This is a genomic window from Hymenobacter rubidus (assembly GCF_016734815.1).
GTDB lineage: Bacteria > Bacteroidota > Bacteroidia > Cytophagales > Hymenobacteraceae > Hymenobacter > Hymenobacter rubidus.
Window position 1 is genome coordinate 108,609 of record NZ_JAERQF010000003.1, and the last position, 15,849, is coordinate 124,457.

Here is a 15,849-nt window from a genome sequence, read left to right on the forward strand (position 1 = left end):
CGGTAATTATTGGAACGCAAAACAAGCGGCCCCGAACGGCGGGCGGGGGCAGGCCCCGCCCCTACACCTTCTCTACTGTTCGGCCAGGTAATCCAGGGCGAACCGGCTACGGAGCTGGTCGGTCTGCGCCTGGGTTAAACTAAACTGTAACGTTCGGTAGCTAGTCACTAGGTTCAAATAATCGAGAATGGCCACGTCGCCGGTAGCCAGCTGCTGGCGCGCCGCGCCCACCAGCGCATCTGCCACCCGCACCTGCTCCCGGATGCGCACCAGCAGCGCATCGGCGGCCCGAATAAGGCCCTCCAGCTGCTCGTACTGCTGCTGCCGCTGCACCGTGAGAAACTGCCGGTAGCCGCGCCGGCTCTGTTCGCTAAGTTCGATGCGCTGGTATTGCAATTGCCGCTGGTGGCCATCAAAAATCGGCACAGCCAGCTGCAAACCAGCGCCAATGCCCACGCTGTGCGCCAGCGCCACCGGCAGATAGGAGGAAGATTGCAAGCCCCCATCTAGCACGGCGCTGAGCTTGGGGCGGTAGTTGGCGTCCACGGCGCGGCGGTCAAGCAACAGGCGCAGGCTGTCGAGGGTGTACTGGCGCTGGGCGGGGGCCAGCAGGCCGGCCAGCGGGCGGTGGGTGGGCGGGGTGGGCGTTTCGATGGCCACCAACGCCGTATCGGCCACGCCGGCCAGGGCGCGGAGGGTGCCCAGCTCGCGGCGGTAGGCCAGCTGGTTCTGCTCCACAGTTACTTCCTGGGTACGCACCGACAGGTAGAAGCTCAGGTACTGCGTCTGCTTGAAAATGCCGGCATTCACCAGCTTGTGCAGCAGGGCATCCTGCTGGCGCAGCTCGGCCAGCAGCGTGCGGCTGAAATTGAGCTGAGTTTCGGCCGCGTAGGCGGTCAAGAACTGGTCGGTGATGCTGCGGCGCAAATCCAAGGCCGAGAGGCGGCCGGTATTGCGCAGCACCTGGCCCTGGTTGGCAATTATCTGGTAATCGTTCTGAAGCTGGAAGCGGTTCAGAATGGGTTTGGTCGCTTGCGCGATGGCCGCGTAGTTGCCGCCGTTCGAAATGGCGTTGTCGTAGCCCAGCACGCTTTCGCCCCGGCTGTTGGTGATGCTCGGATAATACAGCGCCGAGCCAATGCCGGCCACCTGCACGCCGTTCTGGCGGGCCCGCACCAGGCTGTCGATGCGGTTCTGGCCGAGCTGGTTGGCGGTTTCGCGCAGCAGCGGGCTGTTTTGGCGGGCCACCAGCAGGAAATCTTCCAGGCGGCGCGGGCTGGCGGGGGCCAGCGGCACGGCCGGCAGCGGCGTGATGGTGGCCCGGTCAGGCACCTGCTGGGCTCGGGCGGGCGCTTCCGGCAGCAGGCCGCTCAGCAGAACCGCGCAAATGAGGAAGGGGCTTCGAATAAACAAGGAGAAAAAGGGATGGCAACAGCGCAAAGCTGCGGGATGATTCTGAAGAAAATCGGACCTGGCCGGGGCCCGGCCGCTGCGGCCTATACGCGCAAGCTCACAGAAAATGTACAGGATTTTGCTCTTCCTTCGCGGTGGGTTGCCGCGAATGTCCCGGCCGGCCCGGTCCCATGCCCTATGAAGCTGCTGCTCGTTGAAGATGAATCGGCCCTGCGCACGGCCTTGCGCAGCTCGCTCCGGCAGGCGGGCTACGTGGTGGAGGAAGCCCACGATTTTGCCCAAGCCCAGGAAAAAATCATGCTTTACCAGTACGACTGCGTGCTGCTCGACCTGACCCTGCCCGACGGCTCCGGGCTCGACCTGCTCCGCGCCCTCAAGGCCGAAGGCTCCCCGGCCGGCGTGCTCATCGTCACGGCCCGCGATGCGCTGGACGATAAAATCACGGGCCTCGACCTCGGCGCCGACGACTACCTCATCAAGCCCTTTCACTTGTCCGAGCTCAACGCCCGGCTGCGGGCCATTTTGCGGCGGAGGCAGTTTCAGGGCCAGCAGCAGCTGGTGTTTCGCGACCTGCTGGTGCTGCCCGACCTGGCCGAAGTGCACGTGCGGGGCGAACTGGTGACCCTCACCCGCAAGGAGTACGACCTGCTGCTCTACCTGCTGGCCAACCCCGGCCGCGTGCTCACCAAAGAAGCCATTGCCGAACACCTCTGCGGCGATGCCGTGGACGCCGCCGATTCCTTTGACTTTATTTACACCCACCTCAAAAACCTGCGCAAAAAACTCCAGGAAAAAGGGGCCGACAACTACATTCGCACCATGTACGGCGTGGGGTATAAGCTCAGCCATGAATAAGGGTTGCGGGCTTTGCGGGTGCCCCCTCTTTACGCCTGCTGCCCGGCCGCGTGTGCGGCTGGCCGCTTGCTCTGTCTGCCGCGATTTTCCTGCCCCATGAAGCTGCTCGCTACCACCACCCGCTACTACCTGCTGCTGGCCACGCTCTTGTTTATCCTGGGGAGTTTTGGCTTGTACCAGGGCGTGAACTGGGCCCTGCGCACCGAGATGGGCGAGCAGTTGGCAGCGCGGCAGCGGGAACTGCTCGACAAAGCCCGCACCAACCAGCTGCCCCCCGTGGCCCTGCTCAAAACCCTGCTGTTGGTGAGCACCCAGCCGCAGCCGGTGGGCTTCCGCGATACCTTGATTTACGACGCGCAGGAGCACGAGCAGGTGCCCCACCGCCAGCTCACCTTTGCGCTGCCCACCCGCCGCGAAGGCACGGTGTGGGTGACGCTGCGCAAGTCGCTGGTCGAAACCGAAGACCTGCTGGGCGTGGTGCTGGCCGTGATGCTGGGCGTGCTGGCCCTGCTGCTGGGCGGCACCGTGCTGCTCAACCGCTGGCTGGCCAGCCGCATCTGGGCGCCGTTTCAGCGCACGCTGGCCGCCCTGCGCGGCTACGATTTGCAGCAGCACCAGGTGCTGAAGCTGCCCACGGCCACCGTCTCCGAATTTGCCGAGTTGAACCAGGCCCTCACCACCCTCAGCCAGCGCCTGGTGGCCGATTACGAGAACTTGCGCGAGTTCACGGCCAACGCCGCCCACGAAACCCAGACGCCCCTGGCCATCATGCAGGCCCAGTTGGAACAGCTGCTGCAAGTGCCGGCCCTGGCCGAAGACCCCGCCGCGGCCCCGCTCGTGGCCGACCTCTACGGCGCCACGCTGCGGCTTTCGCGCCTGCACCAGGCCCTGAGCCTGCTCAGTAAAATCGAAAACCGCCAGTTTGCCCACGCCCAGCCGGTGCGCCTCGACCAGCTGCTGGCAGAAAAAATGGCGCAGCTCGAACCCCTGTTCGATGCCCGGGAGCTGCGCTATGGCCTCGACATCAGCCACCCACCCGTGGTGGTGCAGATGCACCCCGGCCTGGCCGACTCCCTGCTCCAAAACCTGCTGCAAAACGCCGTGAAGCACAACGTGCGCGGCGGCGAGCTGGCCGTGAGCCTCTCGGCACAGGAGCTGGCCATCAGCAATTCCGGCCTGCCCGTTGAGGGCGACCCGGCGCGGTTTTTCGAGCGGTTCCGCAAGCACAACCCGGCTTCGGACTCGCCGGGCCTGGGCCTGAGCATTGTGCAGCAAATCTGCGGCTATTACGGCTGGGCCGTCAGCTATTCGGTTGCCGAAGGGGGCACGCGGCACCGGCTGCGCATCCGCTTAAAGCCCGATTCCGCCGTGCCTTCAAAGCAGAAAACGGCCAGCCTTGCCGCCCCCAACCAGCCACGCAACCGCGCCGCGCCCCCGGTTGCCATGAGCCCGGAGTAGCCCCGGTGGCAAGCGCCGCCAGGTACGGTTGGAGGCCAACGCCCCCGCGCCGGAAAGCAGGCCGCTAAGCCGGAGAGCCATGCCGGCCAGCATAAAAAATAGGCATTGGGGCAGCCTGGTCTCGCCGTTGCCGTATGAACGTGCAGTGCCGGGGGCTTACTTCTCGGTGATGTTTCGGTATGTTGTTTTTACTTAAAGGTTTACGTGGAAAAGTGGTGGGCTGCGCGGGCCTCCTGCTGCTCCTCCTGCCCGCGTGGGCCCGCGCTCAGCAGCCCAACAACGACGGCTTTCAGCGTCGCAATGGTCAGATGCAGGTGGTACGCAACGGCCAGCCCCGGCCCATGACCCGCGACGCGCATCTGCCCACCGGCGCCACCGTTACCAAAGACGGTTTCATTGTGAGCCCCAGCGGCCAGCGCACCGAGCTGCGCGAAGGCCAGGGCTGCGACCTGCGCGGCCGGCCGGTGGCGGTGCGCACCACCGCAGCCGGCACCCTGGCTTTGGCCACCGCCACCCGGCCGGCACCCGCGCCGGTGCGGGCCGTGCCGGCGCGGGAGGGCCTTTTCGGGCTGTTTGGGCGGGGCAATGACGATGACAGCCCAGGCTTTTTCAAAGGCAAAAAGCACAAGAAAAAGCACGGCAAAGGCCGGGGCCACTGGAAGGACGACTGACCCATCCGTGGCCTAAAATGCCTTGCTTGCCGTACTCGTTTTTGCTCCCATGGTTTATAGTTTTCTCGCTTCTCCTTTCACTGATGCGGCGCGAACTGCGCAGTTTGCCGCCGTGCGCACTGCCCTGCAGGCTCATGGAGGAGCCGATGCGCTGCTGCTCGGCAATCTGGTGCTGGAAGACGAAGCAGCACCCCTCGATGCCCTGGTGGTGCGCCCGCACAGCATCACGCTGCTGGTGCTGGTACCCGGCAGCGGCCATCTGAACATACCTGCCCTGAGCTATGGCAGCTGGACGCTCGACGGTGCCCCACTGCCCGGCCCGGCCGAATTCGACAATCCCTTTGAACAGTTTCAACAGCAGAAAGCGGCTGTAGCTGCCTGGCTACAACCAAGGTTTAGCCCCGAACAAGCTGACCTGGCCGCTATCAGCGGGGTGGTGCAGTTTGCCGAACCAGTGGTGCTGGGGAGCAATGTTGGGCCCGCGCTGGAAGCCGCGCCGGCTACCTTTCGGCTACTACCCGAGCCGGCCCAACTGGGCCGCTGTCTCGATGACCTAGCCTCGTCAGCCATCAACCTCAGCCCGGCCGCCATTGCCGAGTGGGCGGCCGAGTGGGAGGATTTTTTGAAGAAAGCCGAGGAAAAAGAGTCGGCCAGTACGGCCGCGCCCACGGCGGCCGTCTACTCGGACGCGGCCACGGCGGCAGGTAGTTTTCTTAGCCAAAAAGCCCGCGCCATCTGGGGCTGGCTGGGTGCCCATGACGTGCCCGACGACGACCCGCCCTACGGCTACGACCGCGCCGCCGTGGCCGCCCGCAGCGAAGAAAAAGAGCACCTCGAACAACTGCGCCAGCAGATGCAGGCCGACCTGAATGCCCAAATGCAGGCCCTGGCGGCCCGCGAAGCCGAGCGCGAGCGCAGCATTGCCCAGTTGCGGGCCGAACTAGCCCAGGCCCCGCCAGTTGCTGCCGAAGCCACCGCCCTAGTGTCGCGCCTCGGCGCCGAAACCCGCGAAAAAGCGGCCCTGGAAGCCGAAATGCAAGCCTCACGGGCCGAGTCTGAAGCCCGCAACCGGGAATTGGACGCCAAGATTCAGCAGCTTAGCCAGCTCATCGAACAGCTCAGTACCCAGCCAACCGGGGAGCGGGGCAGTTGGAATCCGGTCCCGCCCGCTTCGGCCCCCGAGCGCCCGGCGCCAGCAGCGGAGCCAGTGGCCGCGTCGTCGGCGCCTTCCTCCCAGCGCCCTGCTGCCGCCGTGCCGCTGGCCGAGCGGGTAGGCAGCCGCTTGCAGGGCGCTGGGGCTAGTTTGGGCATGCGCTTTCAGCAACTGCGTCGCTGGCGGCGCCGGTTCACGCGCGTGGGGCTGGTGGCGGGCGTGGCAGCAGGCGTGGCGGTGCTGGCGTTGGGCGGCTGGGGCCTGAGCCGAATGGGAGGCAGCGCGCCCGTACCGTTTCAGGAAAATGGCCGCTGGGGCTACGCCGACGCCAGCGGCCAGCCCGTGGTGCCCGCGCAGTTCACGGCCGCCGGCCCGTTTCAGGATGGCCGCGCCGTGGTGGCCCAGGGCGGTGCTTACGGCTTTGTAGATGAAAAAGGCAAGCCCCTGCTGCCTCCCACCTACGACGCGCTGAACCCCTACGCCGGCGGCTATGCCCGGGTGCGGGTGGGGGAGGCCTACACATTCATCGACGAAGACGGCCAGGAATTCGACCATTATTATTTCAACGCGTTGGACTTTGCCGAAGGGCACGCCGCCGTGCTCGACCACCGGGGCTGGCACTACATCAGCGGCCCCGACGAGCCCGAAAAGCCTCCCATCTTCGCCGAAGCGTATTCCTTTGCCGAGGGCCTGGCCCGCGTAAAACTGCCCGACGGCTACACCTACATCACGGCCGATTACCTCGACGACCCCAGCCGGGGCACCAAGCCATTTGGCCGCTACCAGCAGGCTGCCGACTTTGCCGGCGGCAAGGCCCGTGTGACCCAGGCCGGCCGCAGCTTCGTGATTGATAAGGACGGTGAGGAAATAAAATAGGCCCAAAACCGGCGCCTTCACCAAATGAACAGACCTAAGTTGTAGTATTGCTATATAATCCAAATTTTTCCTCATTTTCGCGCATGGATACTCCCGACCCCCGGCGTCTCGCCAATCAAATTGCCCTCGTCACGGGCGCCAGCTCCGGCATAGGGGTGGCCGTGGCCAAGGGCCTGGCCGCTCACGGTGCCAAAGTGGTGGTGAACTACGGCCACGATGCCGACGGGGCCAACGCCACAGTGGCCGCCATTGAGGCCGCCGGCGGCATGGCCCTGGCCATTCAGGCCGATGTGAGCAAGGAGGACCAGGTGCAGGCCATGTTCAAGCAGGCCATTGAGCACTTCGGCACCATCCACATTGTGGTGGCCAACTCGGGCATTCAGCAGGATTCCGCGTTTATCGACATGACCCTGGAGCAGTGGCAAAAGGTGATTGACGTGAACCTGACCGGCCAGTTCCTGTGCCTGCGGGAAGGTGCCCGCGAGTTCATCCGGCGCGGCGTGCAGCCCGAAATTTCCAGGGCGGCCGGCAAAATTATTTGCATGAGTTCGGTGCACGAAGTCATTCCCTGGGGTGGGCACGTGAACTACGCGGCCAGCAAAGGCGGCATCATGCAGCTCATGAAAAGCGTGGCCCAGGAGCTGGCGCCGCACAAAATCAGGGCCAACAGCATCGGGCCGGGCGCCATTGCCACGCCCATCAACCTTTCGGCCCGCGACACGCCCGAGGAGGAAAAAGCCCTGCTCACCCTCATTCCCTACAACCGCGTGGGCGACCCCGACGACATCGGCAACCTCGCTGCCTGGCTCGCTTCCGACGAAGCCGACTACATCACCGGCCAAACCATTTTCATGGACGGCGGCATGACCCTCTACCCCGGCTTCGCCTCGGGCGGCTGAGACGCTGCGCTTAATGAGGAATGAGGAATGAAGAATGAGGAATTCTTCGCACGGGCCTTTTCATCGCCCTGCTCTCAATTCTTCATTCTTCATTCCTCATTCCTCATTAAAAATATGTCTCCCGAACACCAACGCCTCCAGGAAGCCAACGCCGGCACCAAGCGCTGGCGCAAATTTGGCCCTTATGTATCTGAGCGGCAGTGGGGCACCGTGCGCGAAGACTACAGCGCCAACGGCGACGCCTGGAACTACACCACCCACGACCAGGCCCGCAGCCGCGCCTACCGCTGGGGCGAGGAAGCCCTGGCCGGCTTCTGCGACGATGAGCAACTCATCTGCTTCGGCCTGGGCCTGTGGAACGGGCAGGATGCCATTCTGAAGGAGCGCCTTTTTGGGCTGAGTGGCACCGAGGGCAACCACGGCGAGGACGTGAAGGAGGTGTATTATTACCTCGACGCCACGCCCACGCACTCCTACCAGCGCATGCTCTACAAGTACCCGCAGCATGCGTACCCCTACGAGTGGCTGGTGACGGAAAATGCCCGCCGCGACCGCATGAGGCCGGAATTTGAGCTGATGGATACGGCAATTTTTCTGGAAAATCGGTACTTCGATGTGTTTGTGGAATACGCCAAGGCCGACGCCGAGGACATCCTCATCCAGCTCACCGTCGTGAACCGGGGGCCCGATGCCACCACGCTGCACCTGCTGCCGCAGCTCTGGTTCCGCAATACCTGGGCCTGGGGCAACGACCCCTACCGGCCCACCATTTCGGCCACCGCAGCGGGCCACCTGCTGGCCGAGCACAAGGACCTGGGCCCGCTCACGCTCTACTGCGACGAAGCGCCCGCGCTGCTGTTCTGCGAAAACGCCACCAACAACGCCCGCCTCTACGACGCGCCTTCCGACGAGCAGTTTTTCAAGGACGGCATCAACAACTTCCTGCTGCACAACCAATACGATGCCGTGAACCCGGCCCGTACCGGTACCAAAGCCGCCGCGCAATACGAGTTGAGCATTGGGCCGGGCGCCACCCGCGTGGTGCGCCTGCGCCTGGCCGCGCCGGGCCTCACCGCCCCCTTCGCCGACTTCGACCAAACCCTGGCCCTGCGCGAAACCGAGGCCGACCAGTTCTACCAGGTCATTCAGGCCGACCTGACCGACCCGGACGCTCGGCTGGTGCAGCGCCAGGCCTTTGCCGGCATGCTCTGGAGCAAGCAGTTCTATTATTACGATGTGCCGCAGTGGCTGGCCGGCGACCCGGCCCTGCCGCCGCCCCCGCCCGAGCGCCGCGACGGCCGCAACGGCACGGGCTGGACGCATCTCAACAACGGCCACGTCATTTCCATGCCCGACAAGTGGGAATATCCCTGGTACGCGGCATGGGACCTGGCTTTTCACTGCCTGCCGCTAGCCCAGCTCGACCCGCAGTTTGCCAAAGGGCAGCTCCGGCTGCTGTGCCGCGACTGGTACATGCACCCCAACGGCCAGCTGCCCGCCTACGAGTGGAAGCTGAGCGACGTGAACCCGCCGGTGCACGCCTACGCCACCTGGCGGGTGTTCAAAATGGACCAGAAGGCCCGCGGCGATGCCGGCGACGTGGCTTTCCTGGAAATCATTTTCCACCGCCTGCTGCTCAATTTTACCTGGTGGGTGAACCGCAAGGACCGCGACGGCCACAACATCTTCGAGGGCGGCTTTCTGGGCCTCGACAACATTGGTGTGTTCGACCGCTCGGCGCCGTTGCCCTACGGTGGCTTTCTGGAGCAGGCCGACGGCACTGCCTGGGTGGCCATGTACGCCCTCAACATGATGCGTATTGCGCTGGAGCTGAGCCAGACCAACCCTGTGTACCAGGACTTGGCTAGCAAGTTCTTCGAGCACTTCCTCTACATTGCCGAGGCCATGACCAACGTGGCCAACGACCACATGGACCTCTGGGACGACGAGGACGAGTTCTATTACGACGCCCTGAACACGCCCGACCGCGGCCACGAGCTGCTAAAAGTGCGCAGCCTGGTGGGCCTCATCCCGATGTTTGCCGTGGAGGTAATCGACGAGGAACTGCTGGCCGGCGCACCCCGCTTTCTGGCTCGCATGAACTGGTTTCTGGACAACCGCCCGGTGTTGGCGGCCCTGGTGTCGCGCTGGCAAGACCCCGGCAAGGGAGCCCGACACCTGCTCTCACTCCTACGTGGCCACCGAGTGAAGCGACTGTTGGCCAGAATGTTGGACGAGACGGAATTCCTCTCGCCCTACGGCGTGCGCAGCCTCTCGCGCTATCATCTGGAGCGCCCGTTCGTGTTTCGCGGCACCGAAACCCAGTTCAAGGTGAACTACGAGCCGGCCGAGTCGCAGACCAGCCTCTTCGGGGGCAATTCCAACTGGCGAGGCCCCATCTGGATGCCCATGAACTTTATGCTCATCGAGTCGCTCCAACGCTTCCACCACTACTACGGCGACGATTTCAAGGTGGAATATCCCACCAATTCCGGCCAGACCGTGACCCTGCTGGCCGTGGCCGATGCCCTCACTACCCGCCTCACCAAACTATTCCTGCGCGACCCCGAAACTGGCCGGCGTGCTTGTTTCGGCGAAGACAAACAACTGCAAACCGACCCCGATTTCCGCGACTATCTCTGGTTTCACGAATACTTCCACGCCGACAACGGCCACGGCCTCGGCGCCAGCCACCAAACCGGCTGGACGGGATTGATTGCCAAACTGCTCCAGCCGCGCAGCGGGGGTAGTTAAATCGTCATGCAGAGCGCAGCGAAGCATCTCGCGTGCGCAACGCAATTCATTCGATTGAGTCACTATTGCGAGCGAGATGCTTCGCTGCGCTCTGCATGACGCTTTAATCCTATGCCCGTCCCCTCCACTTGGCTCGACGCCACCACGCCCATCAGCGACGGCATGGTGCACTGGCCCGACAACGCGCCCGTTCACGTCAAAAAAACGCTCAGCATTGCCACCGGCGCGGCGGCCAATGTCACGGAAGTATCGATGAGTGCCCACACCGGCACCCACGTCGACGCCCCGCTGCACTTCACCGCCAACGCCGGCGACAGCACCACCATCGACCTCAGCCGCCTCATGGGCCCGGCCCGCGTCGTGGCCATCACCGACCCGCGCAGCATCAGCCTCGCCGAGATTCAACCCCTGGAAATCCGGCCCGGCGACCGGCTGCTGTTCCGCACCCGCATCTCGGATGCCGAATGGAGCACCGCGCCGTTCCAGCCTGATTTTGTGGCCCTCGACGCCGATGCGGCCCGGCACCTGCGCGACTTGGGCGTGGTATGCGTGGGCGTCGACTACCTGTCCGTGGGCAAAGCCGACACCCACCACACCTTGCTCGACGCCGGCATTTGCGTAATTGAGGGCCTCGCTTTGCAACACATTCTGCCTGGCGAGTACGAGATGCTTTGCCTACCACTAAAAATAGTGGACAGCGACGGCGCGCCCGCCCGCGTGCTGCTCCGGCCTCTATGAGGATGACATAAGCTGCCAAACGTTTAAAAACATAACACAGGCGCCGCAAAACAATCATTCGTTGTTTTGCGGCGCCTGACTACTTTAGCCCGAACGAAGCCAGCGCGACAACACAGTTGATGATTCGGCGCAAAATATTTTTATCGGAAACGATTGCGGCGCTGGGTTGTCTCCCGCAAAACCCTTAGCTTGCACCCCGCTTAACATTACGGTAACATGGAAGTCCAAACTTTGAAGTATCCGGCCATTCGCAATTACGTGGCTGGTCAACCCCAAGAATCTGCTGCTACGCCCACCATGGACGTATTTTCGCCCCTTAATGGGCAACTGATTTCCACTTTGCCCCTCAGCAACGCCGCCGCGCTCGACGTCGCCGTGCAGGCTGCCAAAGCCGCCTTCCCCGCTTGGTCGGCCACGCCCATCAAGGAGCGGGTGCAGATTTTCTACCGCTACAAAACCCTGCTGGAGCGCGACATGAAGGCCCTGGCCGACCTCGTGCGCGAGGAAAACGGCAAAACCTACGACGAAGCCCGTGCCGAAGTCGAAAAAGCCATCGAGCTGACCGAGTTTGCCTGCTCCATGCCGCAGCTCATCCAGGGCGAATTCCTGGAAGTGAGCAAGGGCGTGGAAGCCCGTGCCGAGCGCAAGCCGCTGGGCGTGGTGGCCAGCATCGCCCCGTTCAACTTCCCCAACATGGTGCCCCACTGGACCATCCCGAATGCCATCGTGCTGGGCAACACCATGATTCTGAAGCCCTCGGAACAGGTGCCCCTGAGCGCCGTAAAAATTGCCGAGCTGCTGAAAGAAGCCGGCTTGCCCGACGGCGTGCTGAACGTGGTGAACGGCGACAAGGAAATCGTGGAAGCCATCTGCGACCACCCCGACATCCAGGCCGTGAGCTTCGTGGGCTCTACCAAGATTGCCAAAGTCGTGTACATCCGCGCCACCAGCAACCTGAAGCGCTGCGTAGCCCTCGGCGGCGCCAAAAACCACCTGATGGTGCTGCCCGACGCCCACCCCGAAATGACGGCCTCTAACGTGGCCGCCAGCATGTCGGGCTGCGCGGGCCAGCGCTGCATGGCCGGCTCCACCATGGTCGGCGTGGGCGCGGTAGATGGCATCGTGGCCAAAATTGTGGAAGAAGCCAAGAAGATTGTGGCCGGCCAGAACCTCGGCTCCGTCATCAGCAAAGAGGCCAAAGCGCGCATCGAAAAGCACATCAGCGAAGCTGAAGCCGCCGGCGCCAAAGTCCTGCTCGACGGCCGCAACGCCGTAGTGCCCGGCCACGAAGACGGCTACTATGTGGGCGCCACCGTCATCGACTACGTGACGCCCGACATGCGCATTGCCCAGGAAGAAGTCTTCGGCCCGGTGCTCGCCATCATGCGCACCAACACCTTGGATGAGGCCCTGGCCATCGAAAACGCCAACCCCTACGGCAACGCCGCTGCCGTGTTTACCAGCAGCGGCAGCAGCGCCCGCTACGTGATGGACCACGCCAACGCCGGCATGATTGGCGTGAACATCGGCGTGCCCGTGCCCCGCGAGCCCTTCTCCTTCGGCGGTTGGAACGACTCGAAATTCGGCGCCTGCGACATCACCGGCAAAAGCTCCATTGAATTTTGGACGCAGCTGAAGAAGACTACGACGAAGTGGAACCCCGAGTCGCGGGTCAACTGGATGAGCTAGTTGGTCGGTCAGAAAAAGAACGTCATGCCGAGCGCAGCCGAGGCATCTCGCGTGCAATGGCAACCCAATCGTTCAACGACTTCGAGCGAGATGCCTCGGCTGCGCTCGGCATGACGTTCCAGGATGAGCTTCTACGTTTACATTCTCACTAATCCAGCCCAAACAGTGCTCTACACCGGCGTTACCAATAATCTGGAACGCCGCCTTTACGAGCATGGTGAAGGCTTAGGTGAATGGGGTAAATTCACAGGTCGCTATCAATGCAACTTGCTCGTCTATTTCGAAACCAGTCCCGATGCCAAGCAGGCAATTGCCCGCGAAAAGCAAATCAAAAACTGGACTCGCGCCAAAAAGGAATTTCTAATCGACACGCTTAATCCTGACTGGGAACCGATAGATTTACAAAATTGGAGCGGCTAGTAAAAACATCCAACGACAGCACGCGAGATGCCTCGGCTACGCTCGGCATGACGTTCAAAACAGAACCAACGATAATGGAAACCACCTTCGCCACCGACAAAGACCAAATCCTGCACGACAACCTCGACCATACCCTCTTCTCATGGTCGAAGCAAACGGGCCTGAACCCCATCAACGCCGAGCGCGCCGAGGGCGTGTACGTGTACGACCGCGACGGCAAGCGCTACCTCGACTTCTCGGCCCAGCTCATGAACGTGAACATCGGCCACGGCGACCAGCGCGTGACCGAAGCCGTGGCCGCCCAGATGCGCGAGCTCAGCTACGTGTACCCCGGCATGATTACCAAGGCCCGCGGCGACCTCGGCAAGCGCCTGGCCGAAATCACCGCAGGTAACCTCACCAAGGCGTTTTTCACACTGGGCGGGGCCGAAGCAATCGAAAACGCCATCAAGCTGGCGCGGGTGTACACCGGTCGCCACAAGATTGTGTCGCTCTACCAGTCGTTTCACGGGGCCAGCTACGGCGCCATGAGCGTGGGCGGCGACCCCCGCAAGTTTGCCGTCGACAGCCAGGCCATGCCCGGCACCGTGCACGTCGAAAACCCCTATTTCTACCGCTGCCCCTGGTACTCCGAAACGCCCGAGCAGTGCGCCCAGCGCGCTGCCGACGCCATGGAGCGCATAATAGGATACGAGAACCCCGGCAGCGTGGCGGCCATCATCATGGAAGGGGAGTCGGGCACCTCGGGCTGCATCAAGTACCCGCCCGGCTACTGGACGCGGGTGCGCGAAATCTGCGACAAGCATGGCATCCTGCTCATTGCTGATGAGGTGATGTCGGGCTTCGGCCGTACCGGCAAGTGGTTCGGCTCCGACCACCATAATGTCAAAATTGACATTATGTGCATGGCCAAGGGCATCACCGCCGGTTACTTGCCCCTGGGCGCGGTGATGGTGGACGAGAAAATTGCCAAGTCCTTCGACGACAAGCCCCTGCCGCTCGGCCTCACGTACTCGGCCCACCCGGTTTCGTGCGCCGCTGCCGTGGCCGTGCTCGATATCTATGAGTCGGACAACCTCCTCGAAAACACCGTGGAAATGGGCCGGTACATGGACGAGCAAGTGGCCCAGCTCATGCGTCACCACCCCAGCATCGGCGACTGGCGCAACACCGGCCTCTTCGGCTGCCTCGAGCTGGTGAAAAACCGCGAAACCAAAGAGCCCATGGCCCCCTGGAACGCCACGCCCGCCCAAATGGACATCATGAACCAGGTAGCTGCCAAAATCCGTGAGCTGGGCATGTACACCTTCGTGCGCTGGAACTACATCTTCATTTGTCCCCCGCTGACAATTAATAAGGAGGAGATTGATGAGGGTTTGGCTATTATTTCGGAGGCCATCAGCATTGCGGATAAGTACGTGAACTAGCACGTAGCGCGGACTTTTAGTCCACGACAGACAACAATAGAGCCCCACAAACTATGCAAGGCTGCGGACTGAAAGTCCGCGCTACTTTTCACATGTCCATTCTCCTCAAAAACGGCCGCGTCGTCACCGCCGATTCGGACGCCGTCTGCGATATTCTGATTGAAGGTGAAACCATCGTGTCCATCGGCCGCAACTTGTCGGCCGATGGGGCGGAGATGATTGACTGCACCGGTAAGATGGTGATGCCCGGCGGCATCGACCCGCACGTGCACCTTGAAATGCCCTTCATGGGCACTTTCAGCTCCGATACCTACGAAACCGGCACCCGCGCCGCCCTGCACGGCGGCACCACCACCGTCATCGACTTCATTCTGCAAAAGCAGGGCAATTCGCTACGTTCTGCCTTTGAAGAATGGAGCGGCCGCGCCACCGGCAACGCCGTGGGCGACTACAGCTTCCACATGGCCGTGACGGATTTTAACCCGAGCACCAAGGAGGAAATCAAGGACATGGTGACCGAGGGCATCACCTCCTTCAAAACCTTCATGGCCTATAAAGGCGCGCTCATGATTGACGATGCGCAGATGGTGGGCCTGATGCAGGAAGTGAAGAAGCACGGCGGCCTCGTGACGGCCCATGCCACCAACGGCGACATGATTGATACGCTCATCGCCCAGCACCGGGCGCAGGGCAAGCTCACGCCGCTCTACCATTACCTCTCGCAGCCCGAAGTGACGGAATCCGAAGCCTCGGGCCGCTTCGCCGACATCGCCAACTACACGGGCGTAAATGCCTACATCGTGCACCTCACCTGCGAGGGCGCGCTCAACCAGGTGCGCCGCGCCACCGAGCGTAACCAGCGCGTGTTGGTCGAAACCTGCATTCAGTACCTCACGCTGGATGCTTCGCTATACGAAGACGAGGCCAACGGCGCGAAGTGGGTAATGTCGCCCCCGCTGCGCGAGAAGAAGGACCAGGCCACTCTCTGGGCTGGTTTAAATCAGGGCCTCGTGAACGTGGTCGGCACCGACCATTGCCCCTTTATGTGGGAGCAGAAAATGATGGGCAAGGACGACTTCTCGAAAATCCCGAACGGCCACCCCGCCATCGAGCACCGCATGGAGCTGCTATTTTCGGAGGGCGTAAATACCGGCAAAATCACGCCGCAGAAATTTGTAGAAGTGACTTCGACCAACGCCGCGAAAATCTTTGGCATGTTCCCGCGCAAAGGCACCATCAGCATTGGTGCGGATGCTGATTTAGTTATTTTCGACCCAAATAAAAAGCACACGATTTCGGCGAATACGCACCACATGAACTGTGACTATTCCGCTTACGAAGGCTGGGAACTGACCGGTAAAATCGACACCGTGCTGCTACGCGGCCAAGTAGCCGTCGATGCCGGCGAAACCAAAGTAGCAAAAGGTTACGGCCAGTTTATCAAGCGCGGCAAGACGAACATTTAGAACGAATAAAGTTCGGCGCCGCAAGCCGGT

12 protein-coding genes are annotated in these 15,849 nt (G+C 62.5%); 11 read left to right on the forward strand and 1 reads right to left on the reverse strand.

Features of this window, described 5'->3' with window-relative positions; all coding sequences use genetic code 11:
• Positions 1-72: 72 nt before the first annotated feature.
• Positions 73-1,413: a TolC family protein gene (locus JKL48_RS03185; protein ID WP_201978330.1), complete on the reverse strand. Its 1,341-nt coding sequence runs from the start codon at positions 1,411-1,413 to the stop codon at positions 73-75.
• A gap of 177 nt (positions 1,414-1,590) precedes the next feature.
• On the opposite strand from JKL48_RS03185, the gene JKL48_RS03190 reads away from it, so the two are divergent.
• From JKL48_RS03190 to hydA, 11 genes are all read left to right on the forward strand, one after another.
• Positions 1,591-2,268, forward strand: a complete 678-nt coding sequence (locus tag JKL48_RS03190; RefSeq protein WP_201978331.1) for a response regulator transcription factor — start codon at positions 1,591-1,593, stop codon at positions 2,266-2,268.
• A gap of 96 nt (positions 2,269-2,364) precedes the next feature.
• Positions 2,365-3,726: a sensor histidine kinase gene (locus JKL48_RS03195; protein ID WP_201978333.1), complete on the forward strand. Its 1,362-nt coding sequence runs from the start codon at positions 2,365-2,367 to the stop codon at positions 3,724-3,726.
• A 179-nt stretch (positions 3,727-3,905) separates the two neighbouring features.
• Positions 3,906-4,397 carry a DUF6799 domain-containing protein gene (locus tag JKL48_RS03200; protein WP_201978334.1) on the forward strand — a complete coding sequence of 164 codons (492 nt, stop codon included), beginning with the start codon at positions 3,906-3,908 and terminating at the stop codon, positions 4,395-4,397.
• A 112-nt stretch (positions 4,398-4,509) separates the two neighbouring features.
• Positions 4,510-6,426, forward strand: coding sequence for a WG repeat-containing protein (locus JKL48_RS23500; RefSeq protein ID WP_201978336.1), 1,917 nt, complete (start codon positions 4,510-4,512; stop codon positions 6,424-6,426).
• Positions 6,427-6,509: 83 nt separating this feature from the next.
• A complete protein-coding gene (locus tag JKL48_RS03210; protein ID WP_201978338.1) occupies positions 6,510-7,325 on the forward strand; it encodes an SDR family oxidoreductase in 816 nt (271 codons plus the stop codon).
• A 114-nt stretch (positions 7,326-7,439) separates the two neighbouring features.
• On the forward strand, positions 7,440-10,079 hold the full coding sequence (locus JKL48_RS03215) for an MGH1-like glycoside hydrolase domain-containing protein (RefSeq protein ID WP_201978339.1): 2,640 nt from the start codon (positions 7,440-7,442) through the stop codon (positions 10,077-10,079).
• 111 nt (positions 10,080-10,190) lie between these two features.
• On the forward strand, positions 10,191-10,817 hold the full coding sequence (locus tag JKL48_RS03220) for a cyclase family protein (protein ID WP_201978340.1): 627 nt from the start codon (positions 10,191-10,193) through the stop codon (positions 10,815-10,817).
• 216 nt (positions 10,818-11,033) lie between these two features.
• Positions 11,034-12,506, forward strand: coding sequence for a CoA-acylating methylmalonate-semialdehyde dehydrogenase (locus tag JKL48_RS03225; protein WP_236668588.1), 1,473 nt, complete (start codon positions 11,034-11,036; stop codon positions 12,504-12,506).
• Positions 12,507-12,629: 123 nt separating this feature from the next.
• A complete protein-coding gene (locus JKL48_RS03230; protein WP_201978341.1) occupies positions 12,630-12,926 on the forward strand; it encodes a GIY-YIG nuclease family protein in 297 nt (98 codons plus the stop codon).
• A gap of 74 nt (positions 12,927-13,000) precedes the next feature.
• Positions 13,001-14,353, forward strand: coding sequence for an aminotransferase class III-fold pyridoxal phosphate-dependent enzyme (locus JKL48_RS03235; protein WP_236668589.1), 1,353 nt, complete (start codon positions 13,001-13,003; stop codon positions 14,351-14,353).
• Between the two features lie 92 nt (positions 14,354-14,445).
• Positions 14,446-15,819, forward strand: coding sequence for a dihydropyrimidinase (gene hydA / locus JKL48_RS03240; protein ID WP_201978342.1), 1,374 nt, complete (start codon positions 14,446-14,448; stop codon positions 15,817-15,819).
• The last annotated feature ends 30 nt before the right edge of the window (positions 15,820-15,849 follow it).

What these genes read in the sequence shown, in the direction of transcription:
- JKL48_RS03190 (WP_201978331.1), top strand. Translation starts at nt 1,591, where the DNA reads ATGAAGCTGCTGCTCGTTGAAGATGAATCGGCCCTGCGCACGGCCTTG.
- JKL48_RS03195 (WP_201978333.1), top strand. Translation starts at nt 2,365, where the DNA reads ATGAAGCTGCTCGCTACCACCACCCGCTACTACCTGCTGCTGGCCACG.
- JKL48_RS03200 (WP_201978334.1), top strand. Translation starts at nt 3,906, where the DNA reads ATGTTGTTTTTACTTAAAGGTTTACGTGGAAAAGTGGTGGGCTGCGCG.
- JKL48_RS03210 (WP_201978338.1), top strand. Translation starts at nt 6,510, where the DNA reads ATGGATACTCCCGACCCCCGGCGTCTCGCCAATCAAATTGCCCTCGTC.
- JKL48_RS03215 (WP_201978339.1), top strand. Translation starts at nt 7,440, where the DNA reads ATGTCTCCCGAACACCAACGCCTCCAGGAAGCCAACGCCGGCACCAAG.
- JKL48_RS03220 (WP_201978340.1), top strand. Translation starts at nt 10,191, where the DNA reads ATGCCCGTCCCCTCCACTTGGCTCGACGCCACCACGCCCATCAGCGAC.
- JKL48_RS03225 (WP_236668588.1), top strand. Translation starts at nt 11,034, where the DNA reads ATGGAAGTCCAAACTTTGAAGTATCCGGCCATTCGCAATTACGTGGCT.
- JKL48_RS03230 (WP_201978341.1), top strand. Translation starts at nt 12,630, where the DNA reads ATGAGCTTCTACGTTTACATTCTCACTAATCCAGCCCAAACAGTGCTC.
- JKL48_RS03235 (WP_236668589.1), top strand. Translation starts at nt 13,001, where the DNA reads ATGGAAACCACCTTCGCCACCGACAAAGACCAAATCCTGCACGACAAC.
- hydA (WP_201978342.1), top strand. Translation starts at nt 14,446, where the DNA reads ATGTCCATTCTCCTCAAAAACGGCCGCGTCGTCACCGCCGATTCGGAC.